At 53.8% G+C, this 17,330-nt stretch carries 17 protein-coding genes; 9 read left to right on the plus strand and 8 right to left on the minus strand.

What is annotated here, in order from left to right; all coding sequences use genetic code 11:
- Positions 1-75 precede the first annotated feature (75 nt).
- Positions 76-1,482 (plus strand): MFS transporter, encoded by a 1,407-nt coding sequence (locus JK231_RS17475; RefSeq protein WP_160833537.1) that lies wholly within the window; start codon positions 76-78, stop codon positions 1,480-1,482.
- Positions 1,479-2,432 (plus strand): family 43 glycosylhydrolase, encoded by a 954-nt coding sequence (locus JK231_RS17480; RefSeq protein WP_097118351.1) that lies wholly within the window; start codon positions 1,479-1,481, stop codon positions 2,430-2,432. Before JK231_RS17475 ends, JK231_RS17480 begins: the two co-directional genes overlap by 4 nt.
- On the opposite strand, the gene ampE is transcribed toward JK231_RS17480, so the two are convergent.
- Together ampE and ampD are read right to left on the minus strand one after the other, a co-directional pair.
- A complete protein-coding gene (gene ampE, locus JK231_RS17485; protein ID WP_034829634.1) occupies positions 2,414-3,268 on the minus strand; it encodes a beta-lactamase regulator AmpE in 855 nt (284 codons plus the stop codon). The genes JK231_RS17480 and ampE overlap by 19 nt on opposite strands.
- Positions 3,269-3,284: 16 nt before the next feature.
- A complete protein-coding gene (gene ampD / locus JK231_RS17490; protein WP_045816802.1) occupies positions 3,285-3,836 on the minus strand; it encodes a 1,6-anhydro-N-acetylmuramyl-L-alanine amidase AmpD in 552 nt (183 codons plus the stop codon).
- Between the two features lie 181 nt (positions 3,837-4,017).
- Here ampD and nadC point away from each other — a divergent pair, with 181 nt between their 5' ends.
- The 4 genes from nadC to hofC all read left to right on the plus strand — a co-directional run bounded on the left by nadC (position 4,018) and on the right by hofC (position 8,115).
- Positions 4,018-4,914: a carboxylating nicotinate-nucleotide diphosphorylase gene (gene nadC / locus JK231_RS17495; RefSeq protein ID WP_211729133.1), complete on the plus strand. Its 897-nt coding sequence runs from the start codon at positions 4,018-4,020 to the stop codon at positions 4,912-4,914.
- A gap of 177 nt (positions 4,915-5,091) precedes the next feature.
- A complete protein-coding gene (ppdD, locus tag JK231_RS17500; RefSeq protein WP_097118349.1) occupies positions 5,092-5,535 on the plus strand; it encodes a prepilin peptidase-dependent pilin in 444 nt (147 codons plus the stop codon).
- Positions 5,535-6,923 (plus strand): type II secretion system protein GspE, encoded by a 1,389-nt coding sequence (gene gspE, locus JK231_RS17505; protein WP_211729134.1) that lies wholly within the window; start codon positions 5,535-5,537, stop codon positions 6,921-6,923. Before ppdD ends, gspE begins: the two co-directional genes overlap by 1 nt.
- A complete protein-coding gene (hofC, locus tag JK231_RS17510) occupies positions 6,916-8,115 on the plus strand; it encodes a protein transport protein HofC (RefSeq protein WP_211729135.1) in 1,200 nt (399 codons plus the stop codon). The genes gspE and hofC overlap by 8 nt, the downstream gene beginning before the upstream one ends.
- A gap of 117 nt (positions 8,116-8,232) precedes the next feature.
- Here hofC and JK231_RS17515 read toward each other — a convergent pair whose 3' ends face one another.
- Complete coding sequence (locus JK231_RS17515; protein ID WP_097118346.1) at positions 8,233-9,273, minus strand: GMP reductase; 1,041 nt, start codon at positions 9,271-9,273, stop codon at positions 8,233-8,235.
- Positions 9,274-9,492: 219 nt separating this feature from the next.
- Here JK231_RS17515 and coaE point away from each other — a divergent pair, with 219 nt between their 5' ends.
- From coaE to yacG, 3 genes are read left to right on the plus strand one after another with little or no spacing between them, the layout of a single operon-like run.
- Positions 9,493-10,101, plus strand: a complete 609-nt coding sequence (gene coaE / locus JK231_RS17520) for a dephospho-CoA kinase (RefSeq protein ID WP_211729136.1) — start codon at positions 9,493-9,495, stop codon at positions 10,099-10,101.
- A 4-nt stretch (positions 10,102-10,105) separates the two neighbouring features.
- Positions 10,106-10,849 (plus strand): cell division protein ZapD, encoded by a 744-nt coding sequence (zapD, locus tag JK231_RS17525; RefSeq protein ID WP_097118345.1) that lies wholly within the window; start codon positions 10,106-10,108, stop codon positions 10,847-10,849.
- 7 nt (positions 10,850-10,856) lie between these two features.
- Positions 10,857-11,054: a DNA gyrase inhibitor YacG gene (gene yacG, locus JK231_RS17530; protein ID WP_097118344.1), complete on the plus strand. Its 198-nt coding sequence runs from the start codon at positions 10,857-10,859 to the stop codon at positions 11,052-11,054.
- Positions 11,055-11,083: 29 nt separating this feature from the next.
- Here yacG and mutT read toward each other — a convergent pair whose 3' ends face one another.
- The 5 genes from mutT to ftsZ all read right to left on the minus strand — a co-directional run bounded on the left by mutT (position 11,084) and on the right by ftsZ (position 17,314).
- The gene (gene mutT, locus JK231_RS17535; protein WP_034829661.1) at positions 11,084-11,479 is read right to left on the minus strand and encodes an 8-oxo-dGTP diphosphatase MutT; all 396 of its coding nucleotides are present in this window, start codon (positions 11,477-11,479) and stop codon (positions 11,084-11,086) included.
- A gap of 111 nt (positions 11,480-11,590) precedes the next feature.
- Positions 11,591-14,296, minus strand: a complete 2,706-nt coding sequence (gene secA / locus JK231_RS17540; protein ID WP_211729137.1) for a preprotein translocase subunit SecA — start codon at positions 14,294-14,296, stop codon at positions 11,591-11,593.
- 75 nt (positions 14,297-14,371) lie between these two features.
- Positions 14,372-14,872, minus strand: coding sequence for a secA translation cis-regulator SecM (gene secM / locus JK231_RS17545; RefSeq protein WP_211729170.1), 501 nt, complete (start codon positions 14,870-14,872; stop codon positions 14,372-14,374).
- A gap of 268 nt (positions 14,873-15,140) precedes the next feature.
- Entirely contained in the window at positions 15,141-16,058 is a 918-nt protein-coding gene (gene lpxC, locus JK231_RS17550; protein WP_034829665.1) for a UDP-3-O-acyl-N-acetylglucosamine deacetylase, read from the minus strand.
- Positions 16,059-16,159: 101 nt separating this feature from the next.
- Positions 16,160-17,314 (minus strand): cell division protein FtsZ, encoded by a 1,155-nt coding sequence (gene ftsZ / locus JK231_RS17555; RefSeq protein WP_034829667.1) that lies wholly within the window; start codon positions 17,312-17,314, stop codon positions 16,160-16,162.
- Between the last annotated feature and the right edge of the window lie 16 nt (positions 17,315-17,330).

The raw sequence follows: 17,330 nt of genomic DNA on the forward strand, positions 1-17,330 counted from the left end.
GTGACCAATTGTTCCCCAGCAGGTTACTGATTTAACGCTGATAATTTCGTCTCACCTTTTCGCGGGAGACGAACAATGGAAGGCGCAGCGCTCTCATTCAGAGAGAAACTGGGATATGGCATGGGCGATGCCGGATGTAATATGATCGGCGGTGCGATCATGCTTTTCCTTAACTATTTCTACACCGATGTGTTTGGCCTCGCACCCGCGCTGGTCGGTACACTGCTACTTTCTGTTCGCGTGCTGGATGCCGTCACCGATCCCATTATGGGCGCCATCGCCGATCGTACCCAAAGCCGCTGGGGGCGTTTTCGCCCGTGGCTACTGTGGGTTTCCGTCCCCTATGTGCTGTTCAGCGTGCTGATGTTCACCACGCCAGACTGGAGCTATGACAACAAAGTTATCTGGGCCTTTGTCACCTACTTCTTGATGTCGCTCACCTACACCGCCATCAATATTCCTTACTGCTCGTTGGGCGGTGTGATCACCAACGATCCCGGTGAACGCGTCTCCTGCCAATCTTACCGCTTTGTGATGGTGGGCGTGGCGACACTGATCCTGTCGCTCTCTCTGCTGCCGATGGCCGAGTGGTTTGGCGGTGACAACAAAGCACGCGGATACCAAATGGCGATGAGCGTGCTGGCACTGATTGGCCTGGCGATGTTCCTGTTCTGTTTTGCCACGGTTCGCGAACGTATCCGTCCAGCCGCGCCCAGTAATGATGATTTGAAGAAAGATCTGCGTGACGTCTGGAAGAACGATCAATGGGTGCGCATTCTCCTGCTCACCTTCTGCAATGTTTGTCCTGGCTTTATCCGCATGGCCGCCACCATGTATTACGTTACCTGGGTAATGGGGCAATCCACGCATTTTGCCACGCTGTTTATTAGCCTTGGTGTGATTGGCATGATGTTCGGCAGTACGCTGGCAAAAATCCTCACCGACCGCTGGTGCAAGTTGAAGGTGTTTTTCTGGACCAATATCGCGCTGGCACTCTTCTCGTGCGGTTTCTATTGGATTGATCCTCATGCGACTGTGGCGGTTGTCGTCGCCTACTTCCTGCTAAATATCCTGCATCAAATCCCGTCACCGCTGCATTGGTCGCTGATGGCGGATGTCGATGATTATGGTGAATGGAAAACGGGAAAACGCATCACCGGCATGAGCTTCTCCGGTAACCTGTTCTTCCTCAAAGTGGGTCTGGCGGTGGCCGGTGCGATGGTTGGTTTCCTGCTGTCTATTTATGGCTATGACGCGGGTGCAAAGCAGCAGGCTCCCAACGCCATCAACGGCATCATGCTGCTGTTTACCGTGATTCCCGGTGTTGGCTATCTGATCACCGCCGGTGTAGTGCGCTTGCTGAAGGTGGATCGCAAACTCATGCGCATCATTCAGGATGATCTTGCGCTACGCCGTGCCAATGCACGTGAATTATCCCCTGCCTCCCTGACTGTCACCCCGCAACCTGGAGAGATCAAATGAGCTGGCCAAATCCCTTTATTACCCAACGCGCCGATCCATTTATCCTGCGTCATGGCGAAGGCTACTACTTCGTGGCATCGGTGCCGGAATATGATCGACTCGAAATCCGCTACGCTGACACACTGAATGGACTGATTGAGACGGAGGCGATTACGGTGTGGCGCAAGCCTGATACCGGGCCGTATAGTGCGTTAATTTGGGCGCCGGAACTGCACCATATCAATGGACAATGGGTGATTTACTTTGCTGCTGCGCCAACACGCGACATCAAAGATGGCCTGTTTCAGCATCGCATGTATGCGCTGGTGTGTGATGACAGCAATCCGCTTTCCGGCCACTGGCAACCTGTTCGCCGAGTGTTTACCCCAATCGACTCTTTCTCGCTTGATGCGACGCATTTCGTGCATCAGGGCAAAAACTGGTATCTGTGGGCACAGAAGGATCCCGCTATTCCGGGTAATTCCAATCTCTATCTCGCGGAATTGCTTAATCCCTGGACGCTGAAAAGCGCACCGGTGATGCTCAGCCGGCCGGAGTATGAGTGGGAGTGCGCAGGCTTTAGCGTCAATGAGGGCCCAGCAGTTATTCATCACGGCGATCGGCTGTTTGTCACCTATTCCGCCAGCGCAACTGATGAGAATTACTGCCTGGGAATGCTCAGCATCGACATGATGGCCGATCCGCTCGACAGCACTGCCTGGCAGAAATCTGCGCGTCCAGTCTTCACCACCAGCTGGGAAAATCAGCAGTATGGGCCGGGGCATAACAGCTTTACGCGGGACGAAAACGGCAGGGACGTGCTGGTGTATCACGCGCGGAATTACACCGAAATTGAAGGCGATCCATTATGGGATCCGAATCGCCATACGCGCCTGAAGTACATTGAATGGCGCGAAGACGGCACACCAGATTTCGGTGTACCGCCTGCCGATCACACCAGCGTGCCGTAAATGGTCAGCAACGCGACCACAACCACCAGCACTAACGATATCCGCTTCGCCAGCGCCACGGCCACCCGTGGCGTTTCCACTTTATCCATATGCGGATCGCGCGCCAGCGAGAATTGCGCCAGACTGGTCAGCACCTGATATTGCGAACGATGCCGATCGCTTAGCGAGGCAAACCACGCAGGCAATGCCCGCTCACCGTGGCCTAACAGCGCATAAGCCACACCTGCCAGTCGCACCGGGATCCAGTCCAGCACGTGCAGTATGCTGTCTACACCTGACTGCGCGCGCTCCAGTGGAGAATGGTGTTTTGCCAGCCAACTTTGCCAGGCACGCAAGAAGGCATAACCCACCAGCAGCACCGGTCCGTAAGGGCCACCGACCACAAACCAGAACAGTGGCGCGAGGTAAAAGCGGAAGTTAATCCAAATCAGTGCATTTTGTAGCTCACGTAAAAACTCACGCTCACTGCACTCAACGGGTACACCATGAATCAGTGTCAGTTCCGCTGCCATGGCCTGATGCGCCGCTTCATCATCGTGGCTGGCGGCTTTCAGGTAGCGATGATAGTGTAGACGCACCGAACCTGCGCCGATACACAGCAAGCCCACCACAATCCAGAATGCCAGTTGTGCCACGCCAAACAGAATGCCTTTCAGACTCCACACCAACAGCCAGACGATCAGCATCGCGATGAGGGTCATCACCAACGTGCGCAGCAGTGAAAATCGCTGGCGTCCGCGAAACAGCGGCTCCAGACGATGATCCAGCTGCCAATGCTCACCCAATTTAAACAGGCGTTCCCAACCTAACACTAATAACAAGCTAAACAACGTCATACCTGCTCCTGCTGTTTCAGGGATTCTCCTGCCTGATAGACTCTTTATAGCGTATCCAGTCAAATGCGGGGCCTGGATCGGTTTTGCGCTGTGGCGCGATATCGCTGTGTCCGGTAATGCGTTCCAGCGTCAGCGGATAGTGCTTAAGCAACAAGGCCGTGACCTTTTTTAAGGTCTTATACTGCGCGTCGGTATAAGGCAACGTATCCGTGCCTTCCAGCTCAATGCCCATCGAGAAATCATTACAGTTTTCTCGCCCGGCAAATTGCGACACACCGGCATGCCATGCACGCTGATCAAACGAAACATACTGCACCAACTCACCATCACGACGAATCAGGCAGTGCGCCGCCACGCGCAGCTGCGCGATATCGGCAAAATAGGGGTGAGCATCCGGCGGCAAGGTCCCGGTAAACAGTTGATCAATCCACGGGCCACCAAATTCACCCGGCGGCAAACTGATATTATGAATAATCAGCAACGAGGGAATTTCATTTTCCGGTCGTTGGTTAAAGTGCGGCGAGGGCACTTTGCGCGCGCTGGTAATCCAGCCATCTTCCAGTTTCATGTTCTAAATCCCAGGCTAAATCAGGCTGAGAATAACATGTTTCCCCTTTTCGGCTTGTGACTTAATGTGAATGGCGAACAGTGTTAAGGATACTAAACATTTCAGCTATCACGACTGGCAATAGGCTATAAATCAGGCTAAGGTGAGCGCAGTTAAATCCGATTAATGGAGTGGCATAAGCATGGCATCGCGTCGTTACGATCCCGATCATCGTCGTCAGGAACTGATTAAGCGTATTGAGCAGGACATCCCCGAAGCCGTTGCGCGCGCACTTCGGGAGGATTTGGGTGGTGAGGTGGATGCTGACCGTGACATCACCGCCCTGCTCTTACCGGAAGATAAACAGGCCGAAGCACAGATCATCACGCGTGAAGCCGGTGTTTTTTGTGGTAAACGCTGGGTGCAGGAAGTGTTTATCCAGCTTGGCAATAAAGTCACGATTGTCTGGCATGTCGAAGATGGCCAAAACGTCGCAGCTGACCAGCTGCTATTCGAGTTAAAAGGTCCGGCCCGGCTGCTGTTAACCGCTGAACGAACTGCATTAAATTTCGTCCAAACGCTTTCCGGGGTGGCCACAGAAGTCAGTCATTATGTCGAGTTGCTCGTTGGCAGCGAAACGCAATTGCTGGATACACGCAAAACCTTGCCAGGTCTGCGTACAGCGCTGAAATATGCCGTATTGTGTGGCGGCGGCAGTAACCATCGGCTGGGTCTTTCCGATGCCTTCCTGATTAAAGAAAACCATATTATTGCCAGCGGTTCGGTACGCAATGCCGTTGAGAAAGCGCTGTGGCTGGCTCCCGATGTACCGGTTGAAGTAGAGGTAGAGAGCCTGCAGGAACTGCAGGATGCGATTGATGCCGGTGCCGACATTATCATGCTAGATAACTTTAGCTTCGAGATGATGCATGAAGCCGTCCTTCTCACCGACAAACGTGCCCTGCTGGAAGTCTCCGGTAACGTCACGGAAGCCACGCTGCCGCAAATTGCCAAAACCGGCGTCGACTTCGTGTCCGTGGGGGCATTGACCAAGCACTTGCGCGCCATGGATCTCTCCATGCGCTTTCGCGACAACTAAATCCTCCCTCTTACCGCCGCAATTGCGCGGCGGTTTGTGAGTCGCCTTCCTGTTTATTGATACTTCTTCTGCAAACGCGGCGATTCATTACATCCTGCCTTCCAGCGTTAAACCGTCTCACTATCGCTTTCAGACGCCGTTTTCTACCTTAGCCGCTCCACAACAAGGAGCTGAATAATGGATAGACAACAAGGTTTTACCCTCATCGAATTGATGATAGTGATTGGCATTGTGGCCATTCTTAGTGCTATTGGCCTGCCCAGCTACCAAAATTATCTACAACGCGCCGCGCTGACTGACATGCTGCAAACCATGGTGCCTTATAAAACCGCCGTGGAACTCTGCGCGATTGAACGTGGCGGCCCCACTCAGTGCCAGGCGGGTGCAGGCGGCATTCCTGCTGCCAAAGGTTCACGCTATGTGGCCTCGCTAACCGTCGTGAATGGCGCCATCACCTTAACGGGTCAGGAGAGTCTTACCGGGTTGAGTGTAGAAATGACACCTATCTGGAACACCACGGAAGGCACGCTGGACTGGCAACGCAGTTGCACCAGCACCAATGCCAGTCTGCGCGACAGCTGTCTTGAACAGTTCCGCTTCACCGATAAGGACACTCACTGATGGCACAGCCCAATACCCCTATCCAGACCTTATGCGCACGTTACCAGGCGGTGATGCTTCAGCATGACGCCACATCACTGCGCGTCGCAGTAGCCGAGACGCCCGATCCGCTGCTGCTGGAAGCCCTGCAATTCGCCAGTCAGTGCAAAGTGGAAGTCGAGTGCTGGCCAGCGGCACGACTGGAGCAACTCCTGCACACCCCTGATGACTCGGCGACGTTGCACGAACCGGCCGCTACCGAAACAGCGATTAATGCCGTTGAACAGATTTTGCGCCAGGCGATCCAACGCCGTGCTTCTGACGTGCATTTTGAACCTCAGCAGCAGGGGTTACGCGTCCGATTACGTATTGATGGCGTCTTGCACAAACTGTCACATTTGCCAGATGCACCTACGGCTGCGGTGCTTGCCAGACTGAAAATCCTCGGCGGGCTGGATATCGCCGAGCGTCGCTTGCCACAAGATGGGCAATTCACACTGAACCTTGACGATCAACAGGCCGCATTTCGCCTTTCTACTTTACCCATTAGTCACGGTGAGAAAGCCGTGGTGAGACTGCTGCAAAGTGAAAACAGCGCGATCGCATTGGATAAACTCGGCATGCCGGTTACCCAACTCCGGTTACTGAAGCACGCGCTGGCTAAACCTCAGGGACTGATACTGGTCACCGGGCCTACCGGCAGCGGTAAAACCTTTACCCTCTACAGCGGATTAAGCGCTCTGAATGTGCCGGATAAAAATGTCTGCAGTGTAGAGGATCCCGTTGAAATTCCATTAGAGGGCATTAACCAGACGCAAATCCAACCGCGGAGCGGGCTCGATTTTAACCGTGTACTGCGGGCTCTGCTGCGACAGGATCCGGATGTGATTATGGTGGGCGAAATCCGCGATGCCGAAACGGCCAGCATTGCCGTTAAAGCGGCGCAGACCGGACATCTGGTGCTATCAACATTGCACACCAATTCGACGGCGGAAACGCTCACGCGTCTGCGACAGATGGATATTCCCGGTTACCTGCTCGGCCCGGCATTACAGCTAGTCATCGCGCAGCGTCTGGTACGACGGCTCTGCGAGCACTGCCGCCAGCCAGCACAAGCCCTAGCACATCTGCCACACAGCATTTGGCCTGGCACCTTACAAACATGGCGCGCGCCAGGCTGTGACCACTGCTTCTCGGGCTATTACGGACGCCTGGCGTTATTTGAGGTGCTGCCGATGAGTAGCAAGTTACAGAACGCGATTTCAGCCGATATGCCGCTGGAGCACATCATCTCACTGGCCAATGAAGGCGGGATGAAAACCCTGCTCGCCGCAGGGTTGGAGGCTGTGAGTCGCGGTGACACCTCCTTTGAAGAAGTTCAGCGGGTTGTGGGATTGGAGGATGGCTAATCTTTACCATTATCGCTGGCAGGCGCTGGACACGCTGGGCGCGTTACGACAAGGAACCGCATTAGTTGCCAGTCAGGAAGTGCTCCTGCAGCAACTCTCAGATCGCGGTATGCTGCCGGTTAGCTGGCAGCGTGGGCAATGCTGGCGCACGCGTGACTGGAAGTGGCAGCACAAAATTGACCTTTTTCGCCAGTTGGCGACCTTGCTCAAGGCAGGATTGCCGCTGGCGGAGAGTCTGACGTTGCTGGCTGAGGGGCACCCGCATGCTGGCTGGCGCGAACTGCTTAATGAATTGCAACGTCGGGTAATGGCCGGAGAGGCATTTTCATCTGCACTCCGCGCCTGGCCGCAGATCTTCCCCGCGCTGTTTCCGGCATTAATGGAAGTGGGTGAACTCACCGGTCAGCTTGATGAATGCTGTCGCCAGCTGGCGTTACAGCAAAGCAAGCAACAGCACTTGAGACAGAAAGTGGTTAAAGCTCTGCGCTATCCATTGTTTATCTTGCTGGTGGCGCTGGCGGTGAGTGCGGGCATGTTGCTGTTTGTGCTGCCCGAATTTGTCTCCGTGTATGCCAGTTTTGATGCCCCCCTTCCCGCCTTCACCGCCGCCGTGATGAGTCTGTCAGCGTTTTTACAACAGGCAGCGCTCCCCCTGGCGATAACGATAATGTGCTTATTGTTCGGCGCAAGGTGGGTTTACCGTGGTTCTGTGCTCTGGCAAATTCGTGTTCATCGCTGGCTATTGCGTCTGCCGTTGCTTTCAACACTCTGGCGCGGTGGTCAGCTCAGCCAGATTTACGCCATCCTGCAATTAACGCAGCAGGCTGGACTCACGTTATTACAAAGTCTGCAAGCCGTTGAGGTCACGCTGGGATCGCCACTGTGGCGTGAGGCGATTATCGCGTTACAGCGGCATATCGCTGGCGGCTTACCACTGCATCAGGCGATGCAGCATCATCTGCTTTTCACCGCGCTCTGTGCACAACTGATCCGTGTCGGTGAGGAAGCGGGGGCGCTGGATGTCATGCTGGCAAGATTAGCGGAGTGGCATGAAGCACAAACGCTGATGCGGGCTGATGCACTGGCGGCTTCGCTCGAACCCTTGATGATGATCGTGATCGGTGGAATTGTCGGCACGTTAGTGATTGCCATGTATCTGCCGGTATTTGGCTTAGGGGATGCGATTCGTTGACAGATGCGCACGGTGCGCATCTGTCTGCAACCTTCAACCTTCAACCTTCAACCACCGATAATCGACCTTGAGCCATCAGCCATCAGCCATCAGCCATCAGCCATCAGCCATCAGCCATCAGCGCGTGAATACCCGATTTTCCTGTTCCGCCACACGAATAAACGTGGTGCGTTTTGTCAGTTCTTTAAGGCGTGCTGCACCCACGTAAGTGCAGGCCGAACGCAGGCCGCCGAGGATATCCTTCACGGTGTCCTCCACCGGGCCGCGCAGCGGCAGGCGAACGGTTTTCCCTTCCGCAGCACGATACTGGGCGACCCCACCGACATGGCGTTTCATCGCGGATTCTGAGCTCATACCATAGAACAACATAAACTGCTCGCCCTGCTCTTCGACAACGTTCCCCTCGCACTCATCGTGCGCCGCCAGCATGCCGCCGAGCATGACAAAATCTGCCCCACCACCGAAAGCTTTCGCGATATCCCCCGGCACTGAACAACCGCCATCGCTGACAATCTGGCCGCCAAGGCCGTGCGCCGCATCGGCACACTCAATCACCGCAGACAGTTGCGGGTAACCGACGCCGGTTTTTACACGCGTGGTGCAGACCGAACCGGGGCCAATGCCGACTTTGACGATATCCGCGCCAGAGAGGATCAACTCCTCGACCATTTCACCGGTGACCACATTTCCCGCACAGATGGTTTTGCCTGGGAAACTTTCACGCACTCGCTGCAGGAACTCAACAAAGTGCTCGGAGTAACCGTTGGCAACATCAATGCAGATGAAATTAAGCTGAGGCGATAAAGCGAGAACAGCGGCGAGCTTAACGAAATCGGCTTCGGAGGTACCGGATGACACCATCACATGCCCAAGCACTGCAGCCGGCACGCGCTGGATAAATGCCTGCCAGGCTTCCACGCTGTAATGTTTATGCACTGCCGTCAGGACATTGAAGCCCGCCAGTGCTTCGGCCATGGTGAATGTGCCCACGGTGTCCATATTGGCGGCAATCACCGGAACGCCGGTCCAGTTCAGACCTGAATGCTTGAAAGTGTAGGTGCGTTCGAGTTCAACCTCAGAACGGCTTTTCAGGGTGGAGCGTTTGGGGCGGATCAAAACATCTTTAAAGCCCAGTTTTAAATCTTCTTCAATACGCATAGCTGAGTGTCCTGGTTAGTGACGACGAACCGCAGTTCGGGTAGCGCTCACGGCTCCAGTGTCGTTATCATACGCGCCATTCGTTCCGCGACAAGACTGCGAATTTCACTTTATTTAAGCTACAATCCCTTAAATTTAGCTGAGAAAATTGATTGTGATCATGCTCTCATCTTATTGCGGCTGATGGTCGCCCAATGAAGACAATTTTGAGAGAACGCTATGCCTTTTACCGTTGCGCTCACCGGAGGAATTGGCAGTGGTAAAAGCACCATTGCCAACGCTTTCACCGCGCTAGGCGTTGATATTATTGATGCTGATGTGATTGCGCGAGAAGTGGTTGAACCTGGTTCACCCGCCCTGCAGGCAATCGTTAAACGCCATGGTGAGTCAATATTGACCGCCGAAGGATCGTTGTATCGGGCACGGCTGCGCGAGATTATTTTTCAGCAGCCGAAAGAAAAAAACTGGCTAAATCAGCTGCTTCATCCTCTTATTAATGCCCGTACACAGCAGCTAAAATTATTGGCAACGTCACCCTATGTGTTATGGGTGGTGCCGCTATTGGTTGAAAACGGGTTACAGCATCAGGCTGACCGGGTTCTGGTGGTTGATGTGGATGAAGCTACGCAGTTGCGGCGTACTCAGCAGCGTGATGGCATCACACTTAGCCAGGCAAAAAATATTCTTGCCGCACAGGCCAGCCGCGAGCAGCGTCTGGCCTGTGCGGATGACATCATCGATAACAGTGGTACGCCCGAGCAGGCGTTGCCGCGCGTTGCTGAACTTCACCAGCGTTATTTACGCCTGGCAGCAACCGGACAGGATTAACATCATGAGTACAGTCGTTCTGTTTGAACACCCGCTGAATGAGAAGATGCGCACCTGGCTGCGCGTGGAGTCATTACTTAACCAACTGCATGAAACGGTGCCCGTGGTGAATTCCGTCTCTGCATTAGGGGTATTTCGCATCATTGGTGATCTGTTAGATATCTTTGAGCGCGGTGATATGCGTACCGAGTTATTGAAAGAGCTGGAGCGCCAGCAGCAGAAACTTCGCGCCTGGCTTGATGTGCCAGGTGTGGACGAGCACACCGTCAGTAGCCTGCGTGACCGATTGAAACAGCAATCCAGCGAGCTGAATGCGGCACCGCGTATGGGCCAGCAATTGCGCGAAGATCGGTTGATTGGATTGGTACGCCAGCGATTGAGCATTCCTGGTGGCTGCTGCAGTTTTGATTTGCCGAGCCTGCATATCTGGCTGCACCAGCAGCAGTCACAGCGTGATTTGCAGGTTAACGGCTGGCTGGCGTCATTGGTTCCTCTGCGCAATAGTCTGACCATGATCCTTGATCTGGTGCGTCAGTCAGGCGTATTTCGCCATCAAACCAGCCTGAACGGTTTTTATCAGGATAATGCCGAAGGTTCGGATTTGTTGCGCCTCCAGCTCACCCTCGAAGATGCGCTGTACCCGCAGGTTTCAGGCCATAAAAGCCGTTATGCCATTCGATTCCTGCCACTGGACAGCGAGCGTGGTGAAGTGCCAGCCCGATTGAATTTTGAATTAGCGTGTTGTTGAGGTTGTTATGCAGGAAGAGTTGATTACCGTACCTTGTCCCAACTGCGGTAAAGATGTGATGTGGGATGAGCTGAGTCCTTGGCGCCCGTTTTGCAGCAAGCGCTGCCAGCTGATTGATTTGGGCGAATGGGCCGCCGAAGAGAAGCGCATTCCCAGCGATAGCGATCTGACCGACAGCGATGACTGGAGCGAAGAACAGCATTAATAAGAGATAAGGGGCTTACGCCCCTTTGCTTAAATTTCGTCAGCGACCAGGCGAGCGATAAGTTCGTGGTTGGCAGGAGGAAACTCTTCCGCGACTAAATCACGTTGTTCCACCCAACGCTGTGGCTGCCCTTCACGGCCGTACGGCTCACCGTTCCAACCTTCCACCAGGAAGAAGTGCAATGTGACGCGCAGATCGTCATAGCTATGATCGGCCAAACCAATCGCCTTCGCGGCTGTCACCTCAATGCCGGTCTCTTCCATCAATTCGCGTTTTAACGCTTGTTCAGCGGTTTCATCCTGTTCAATTTTTCCGCCAGGAAACTCCCATTTATTCGCCATGTAGGAGCTCGCCGCACGCTGGGCAAGGAAGATCTGACGGCTGGCATTGCGAATGATGCCCACTGCGACTTGCAGGTGTTTCATAAGCTGAATTCCGCTTTTAATTAATGAGCGCTGATAGTAATGCAGTCGCCAGGCAATGTTAACTCTGTGGCGACGGCCAAAAGAAAAAGGAGCCCGAAGGCTCCTCGTTTATCAGGCCAGGCGGCCATGACACTGTTTGTATTTCTTACCGGAACCGCATGGGCACAAATCGTTGCGTCCTACTTTGCGCTCCCCACCCTGTGCAGCCAGGGCCGCAGCTGCTGCGGTTTCGTCATCAACATGGCTCAGCTGTTGTTGCTGTGCCAGACGCTCAGCCTCTTCACGGCGTTGCTGTTCCATCGCCTCGACTTCTTCCGGCATGCGCACCTGCACTTTGCTCAGGGTGCTGATCACCTCATACTTCAGTGACTCCAGCATCGCCGCGAACATCGAGAAGGACTCGCGCTTGTATTCCTGCTTCGGATCTTTCTGCGCATAGCCACGCAGATGGATGCCCTGACGCAGATAATCCATCGCCGCCAGATGCTCTTTCCACAGTGAATCCAGCGTTTGCAGCATCACGCCTTTTTCGAAGTTACGCATCATTTCAGCGCCAACCACTTCTTCTTTCGACGCGTAGTTTTCATGCGCACGGCTCATGATACGTTCACGCAGCGTTTCTTCATGCAGATCCGGCTCTTTATCCAGCCATTCTGCAATCGGCAGATCCAGATCGAAATCGTTGCGCAGACGCTCTTCAAGGCCCGGAATATCCCACATTTCTTCCAGCGACTGCGGTGGAATGTAGGTGTCGATAGTGGCCTTGAACACATCTTCACGGATGCTGTTGATGGTTTCAGACACATCAGACACGTCCAGCAGTTCATTACGCTGACTGTAGATAGCGCGACGCTGATCGTTGGCCACATCATCGTATTCCAGCAGCTGCTTACGGATGTCGAAGTTACGGCTTTCCACTTTACGCTGTGCATTGGCGATGGCTTTGGTGACCCACGGATGCTCAATCGCTTCGCCTGGCTTCATGCCCAGTTTACGCATCATGTTAGACACACGATCCGAAGCAAAGATACGCATCAACGCATCTTCCATTGACAGGTAGAAGCGTGATGAACCCGCATCACCCTGACGACCGGCACGACCGCGCAGCTGGTTATCGATACGACGTGATTCGTGACGCTCAGTACCGATAATGTGCAGACCGCCCGATGCCAGAACTGCATCATGGCGCAGTTTCCAGGCTTCTTTGATGGCCTGAATCTGCGCTTCTGAAGGTTCATCCAGCGCTGCCACTTCGGCCTGCCAGCTGCCGCCCAACACGATATCGGTACCACGACCTGCCATGTTGGTTGCGATGGTGACTGCAGCTGGTTGACCTGCCTGTGCCACGATATCCGCTTCGCTGGCGTGGAATTTGGCGTTCAGTACGCTGTGTTTGATACCCGCGCGCGTCAGTTCGTTAGAGACCACCTCTGATTTCTCAATCGAAATGGTTCCGACCAGCACCGGCTGGCCTTTCGCAGTGCAAGTACGAATGTCTTCGATGATCGCGTCGATCTTCTCTTTCTCGGTCATATAGACCAGGTCAGCCATATCTTTACGCACCATCGGACGGTTAGTCGGCACCACGATGGTATCGAGTTTATAGATCGAGCTGAATTCAAACGCTTCGGTATCAGCAGTACCGGTCATACCGGCCAGTTTTTCGTAAATACGGAAGTAGTTCTGGAAGGTGATGGAAGCCAGCGTTTGGTTCTCGTTCTGGATTTCCACGCCTTCTTTGGCTTCAACAGCCTGATGCAAGCCATCAGACCAGCGACGACCCTGCATGGTACGGCCAGTGTGCTCATCAACGATGATCACTTCGCCATCTTTTACGATGTAATCGACATCGCGGGTAAACAGCGCATGCGCACGCAGTGCAGCCGTCACGTGGTGCATCAGCATGATGTTGGTTGGCGAGTAAAGTGACTCACCTTCTTCCATAATGCCCTGGCTCACCAGCAGCTCTTCAACTTTTACCAGACCACGCTCGCTCATGTGAGCCTGACGTGCTTTCTCATCGACCCAGAAGTCGCCTTCACCCTGGAAGGTTTCTGAGTCTTCCTTCTCCTGGCGTACCAGGTGAGGAATGATTTTATTCACTTTGGTGTACAGCTCGGAGCTGTCTTCAGCAGGACCGGAGATGATTAACGGCGTACGCGCTTCATCGATCAGGATGGAATCCACCTCATCCACCAACGCGTAGTGCAGTTTACGCTGTACACGCTCTTCCGGGCTGAATGCCATGTTGTCGCGCAGGTAGTCGAAGCCGTATTCGTTGTTAGTACCGTAGGTGATATCCGCAGCATAGGCAGCGCGTTTCGCCACCGCGGGCATGTTTGGCAGGTTGATACCGATAGACAGACCCAGGAACTCGAACAGTGCACGGTTGTTTTCGGCATCACGCTGAGCCAGGTAATCGTTCACCGTGACCACGTGCACGCCTTTACCGCTCAATGCGTTCAGGTAAGCCGGTAGTGTTGCCGTCAGGCTTTTACCTTCACCGGTACGCATCTCGGCGATGCAACGCTCATTCAGCACCATGCCGCCAATCAGCTGTACATCGAAGTGGCGCATACCAAACACACGTTTACTGGCTTCACGCACCGTGGCAAAGGCTTCAGGAATCAGGCTTTCAAGGCTTTCACCTTTCTTCAGGCGTTCACGGAACAGGTCGGTCTTGGCTTTCAGTTCGTCATCCGAGAGCTTGACGAAATCCGGCTCCATCTTATTGATGACATCGACGATTTTGCGCATGCGGCGCAGAGTACGATCGTTGCTGCTGCCGAATACTTTGGTTAACAATTTGATTAACATGGTAAATTTTTCTCAATTCAGCCGCATTCATGCGGGCTGGAAAATCTAAAACAGGATGTGGAAAATCGTTAGCTGTTAAGCAATGGCAGGCCCGGCGCGGATGCCATGAATAGCAGCCTGCCAGTCAGCAGAAGTGTGAATTTGAGGTTCGCGATGACGCAGCGTTTCCTGCGGCTCTAATGCAATAGCGGGTTGAGCTGGCGATGTGAGTAGCGCCTGCAGCGAATCGATTAACGCCAGCTTTTGTGCCGCCAGCGGGGCAGTATGACTCTCTTCCGCTTCTGCTGGTGGCGTCATGCTAAATGAGAGGTGGCGAATGACCGTGCGAATGGCATGCTGATGCCAGTAATCGACATTGAAATTAGGTCGACGCGCACTTTCCTGCAGACGGAATAAATGATCGAAATGAACAACATTGCCGACAAACAGGCTGCTGATGGGCGAGTCTGTCGCCGTGGACTCCGCACTTTGCGCACAGGCAGGCAAGCCCAAACTGGCCGCCACCATCCCTAACAAGAGATGAGGCCAGAAGTAGCGTCTGCCTAATTGTCGCCAGCGTGAGAAAATCCCGATCACAACCTGTCCACAGTTAAATAAAGTAATGAAGCCGTTGCGGTTATCCGCGAACCTGCTCATATGAGCGCCAGATAATAGCACTTATGTGGGGCCAGGACACCAGTGATTAAAGGGCTTACGGGGGATTTCACGTTTATTTGTACAGGCTTTCGCCAGTGATAGCAGAGAATTGAGAGCGGTCTTGCAGGAATAAAAAACAGGCAATAAAAAACGGCAGCTTCCACTGACCGGAGAGGGTGTCAGGGAAACTGCCGTTTTTATGACTGACTTACGCCAGAACTAAATTTGGAGCTTTGAATGCCAGTGGCAGTTCAGCTTCGTCTTCGAAGGTTGCCCATTCCCAGGCTTCCTGCTTCGCCAGAACCGCTTGCAGCAACTTGTTGTTCAGCGCATGGCCCGATTTGAACGCAGAGAATGCGCCAATCACGTTGTGGCCACACATAAACAGGTCGCCAATCGCGTCCAACATTTTGTGACGAACGAACTCATCTTCAAAGCGCAGACCGTCTTCGTTGAGTACGCGGAAATCATCAAGACCAATCGCACAATCTAAGCTACCGCCCAGGCACAGGCCTTTAGACTGCAGATATTCGATTTCACGCATAAAACCAAAGGTGCGCGCACGACTGATTTGGCGAACAAACGCCTCAGCCGAGAAGTTTAACTGGTAACGCTGCGAGCTTGAGTCAATTGCCGGATGTTTGAAGTCGATAGTAAAGTCGAGTGAGAAACCGTTATAAGGTTTGATCTCGGCCCACTTATCACCATCTTCAACACGCACCGTCTGCTTAACGCGTACGAATTTCTTCGCACTATTCAGCTCTTCGACGCCTGCATCCATCAGCAAGTAGACAAAAGGCGCGGCACTGCCATCCATAATTGGGATTTCGGGCGCATCGACTTCAACAATAATGTTGTCGATACCCAAGCCAGCCAATGCAGCATTCAGGTGCTCAACCGTCGATATACGCACGCCTTCATCATTCACCAGGCAGGTACTCAGCATGGTGTCGCGCACGTATTTTGCATCAGCCGGGAAATCAACCGGTGGATTCAAGTCAGTGCGACGATAGATGACCCCGGTATTAGCCGACGCAGGGCGTAAGGTCAGCGTGACTTTCTTGCCGGTATGTAAACCGACACCTGTCGCCTGAACAATACGTTTTAATGTCCTTTGTTTGATCATCGCATTATCTCGCAATATTACCCATCCGACCGCTAGTATAAATTACCAGCGGGCGAATACTTTAGCACAAAGAGCGGAGAATCCCAATTCTCAGGATATTCTTAGTCTGCCTGCTTACGCAGGAAGGCTGGAATATCAAGATAATCTGGCTCTTTATTGGACGATGCTGGCTGGTCGTTGACCACTTTCGCTGCCGGCTTCTGCTCCTGCGGCAACGGCGCCATACCGTGCTGCTGGTAGCGATGATCCATCACTGGCTGAGAAGCCGGTTTGTTGGTCACCAGCGTAATTTCTGGACGCTTGTCCATGCCAATACCGGTTGCAACGACGGTCACGCGCAGTTCGTCGTTCATCTCTGGGTCCAGAGAAGTACCGATGACCACGGTCGCGTTGTCAGAGGCGAAGGCGCGGATAGTATTACCCACGGTTTCGAACTCATCCAGACGCAGGTCGAAGCCCGCCGTGATGTTGACCAGCACGCCGCGCGCACCAGACAGATCGATATCTTCCAGCAGTGGGCTGGAGATCGCCATTTCGGCTGCTTCTTCGGCACGGTCTTCACCGCACGCCACGCCGGAGCCCATCATGGCGTAACCCATTTCTGACATCACGGTACGCACGTCCGCGAAGTCAACGTTCATCAAGCCTGGGCGAGTAATCAGCTCGGCGATACCCTGCACCGCACCTTTCAGTACGTCGTTGGCTGCACCAAAGGCATCCAGCAGAGAGATACCGCGACCCAGCACTTTTAACAGCTTGTCGTTCGGGATGGTGATCAGTGAATCAACATGTTTAGACAGCTCAGCGATACCCTGTTCAGCAAAAGCCATACGCTTTTTGCCTTCGAAATTGAAGGGCTTGGTCACCACCGCAACGGTCAGGATACCCAAATCTTTTGCTACTTCTGCCACGACTGGCGCTGCACCGGTACCGGTACCGCCGCCCATGCCTGCAGCGATAAACACCATGTCTGCCCCTTCCAGCGCAGAACGCAGTGCTTCACGATCTTCCTCAGCTGAGGTACGCCCCACTTCCGGGTTTGCACCCGCACCGAGACCCTTGGTGATACCGGTCCCGATCTGGATCGTCTGGCCAACCGCTGTCTTACGCAACGCTTGCGCGTCGGTGTTTACAGCGAAGAATTCTACACCTTCGATACGCTCGCGTACCATGTGCTCTACGGCGTTGCCACCGCCGCCGCCGACGCCGATGACTTTAATCACCGCGTCATTGGTTAATTCCATAGGTTCAAACATGATTTCTCTCCGTTAT

It is taken from the genome of Pantoea sp. JGM49 (assembly GCF_018257655.1).
In the GTDB taxonomy this organism is placed as follows: domain Bacteria; phylum Pseudomonadota; class Gammaproteobacteria; order Enterobacterales; family Enterobacteriaceae; genus Pantoea; species Pantoea communis.

Excerpts from the sequence above, each read along its gene's own strand:
- ampE (WP_034829634.1), bottom strand. The coding sequence starts at position 3,268 with ATGACGTTGTTTAGCTTGTTATTAGTGTTAGGTTGGGAACGCCTGTTT.
- JK231_RS17515 (WP_097118346.1), bottom strand. The coding sequence starts at position 9,273 with ATGCGTATTGAAGAAGATTTAAAACTGGGCTTTAAAGATGTTTTGATC.
- hofC (WP_211729135.1), top strand. The coding sequence starts at position 6,916 with ATGGCTAATCTTTACCATTATCGCTGGCAGGCGCTGGACACGCTGGGC.
- ppdD (WP_097118349.1), top strand. The coding sequence starts at position 5,092 with ATGGATAGACAACAAGGTTTTACCCTCATCGAATTGATGATAGTGATT.
- ampD (WP_045816802.1), bottom strand. The coding sequence starts at position 3,836 with ATGAAACTGGAAGATGGCTGGATTACCAGCGCGCGCAAAGTGCCCTCG.
- secA (WP_211729137.1), bottom strand. The coding sequence starts at position 14,296 with ATGTTAATCAAATTGTTAACCAAAGTATTCGGCAGCAGCAACGATCGT.
- lpxC (WP_034829665.1), bottom strand. The coding sequence starts at position 16,058 with ATGATCAAACAAAGGACATTAAAACGTATTGTTCAGGCGACAGGTGTC.
- ftsZ (WP_034829667.1), bottom strand. The coding sequence starts at position 17,314 with ATGTTTGAACCTATGGAATTAACCAATGACGCGGTGATTAAAGTCATC.
- nadC (WP_211729133.1), top strand. The coding sequence starts at position 4,018 with ATGGCATCGCGTCGTTACGATCCCGATCATCGTCGTCAGGAACTGATT.
- mutT (WP_034829661.1), bottom strand. The coding sequence starts at position 11,479 with ATGAAACACCTGCAAGTCGCAGTGGGCATCATTCGCAATGCCAGCCGT.
- JK231_RS17475 (WP_160833537.1), top strand. The coding sequence starts at position 76 with ATGGAAGGCGCAGCGCTCTCATTCAGAGAGAAACTGGGATATGGCATG.
- coaE (WP_211729136.1), top strand. The coding sequence starts at position 9,493 with ATGCCTTTTACCGTTGCGCTCACCGGAGGAATTGGCAGTGGTAAAAGC.
- zapD (WP_097118345.1), top strand. The coding sequence starts at position 10,106 with ATGAGTACAGTCGTTCTGTTTGAACACCCGCTGAATGAGAAGATGCGC.
- JK231_RS17480 (WP_097118351.1), top strand. The coding sequence starts at position 1,479 with ATGAGCTGGCCAAATCCCTTTATTACCCAACGCGCCGATCCATTTATC.
- gspE (WP_211729134.1), top strand. The coding sequence starts at position 5,535 with ATGGCACAGCCCAATACCCCTATCCAGACCTTATGCGCACGTTACCAG.
- yacG (WP_097118344.1), top strand. The coding sequence starts at position 10,857 with ATGCAGGAAGAGTTGATTACCGTACCTTGTCCCAACTGCGGTAAAGAT.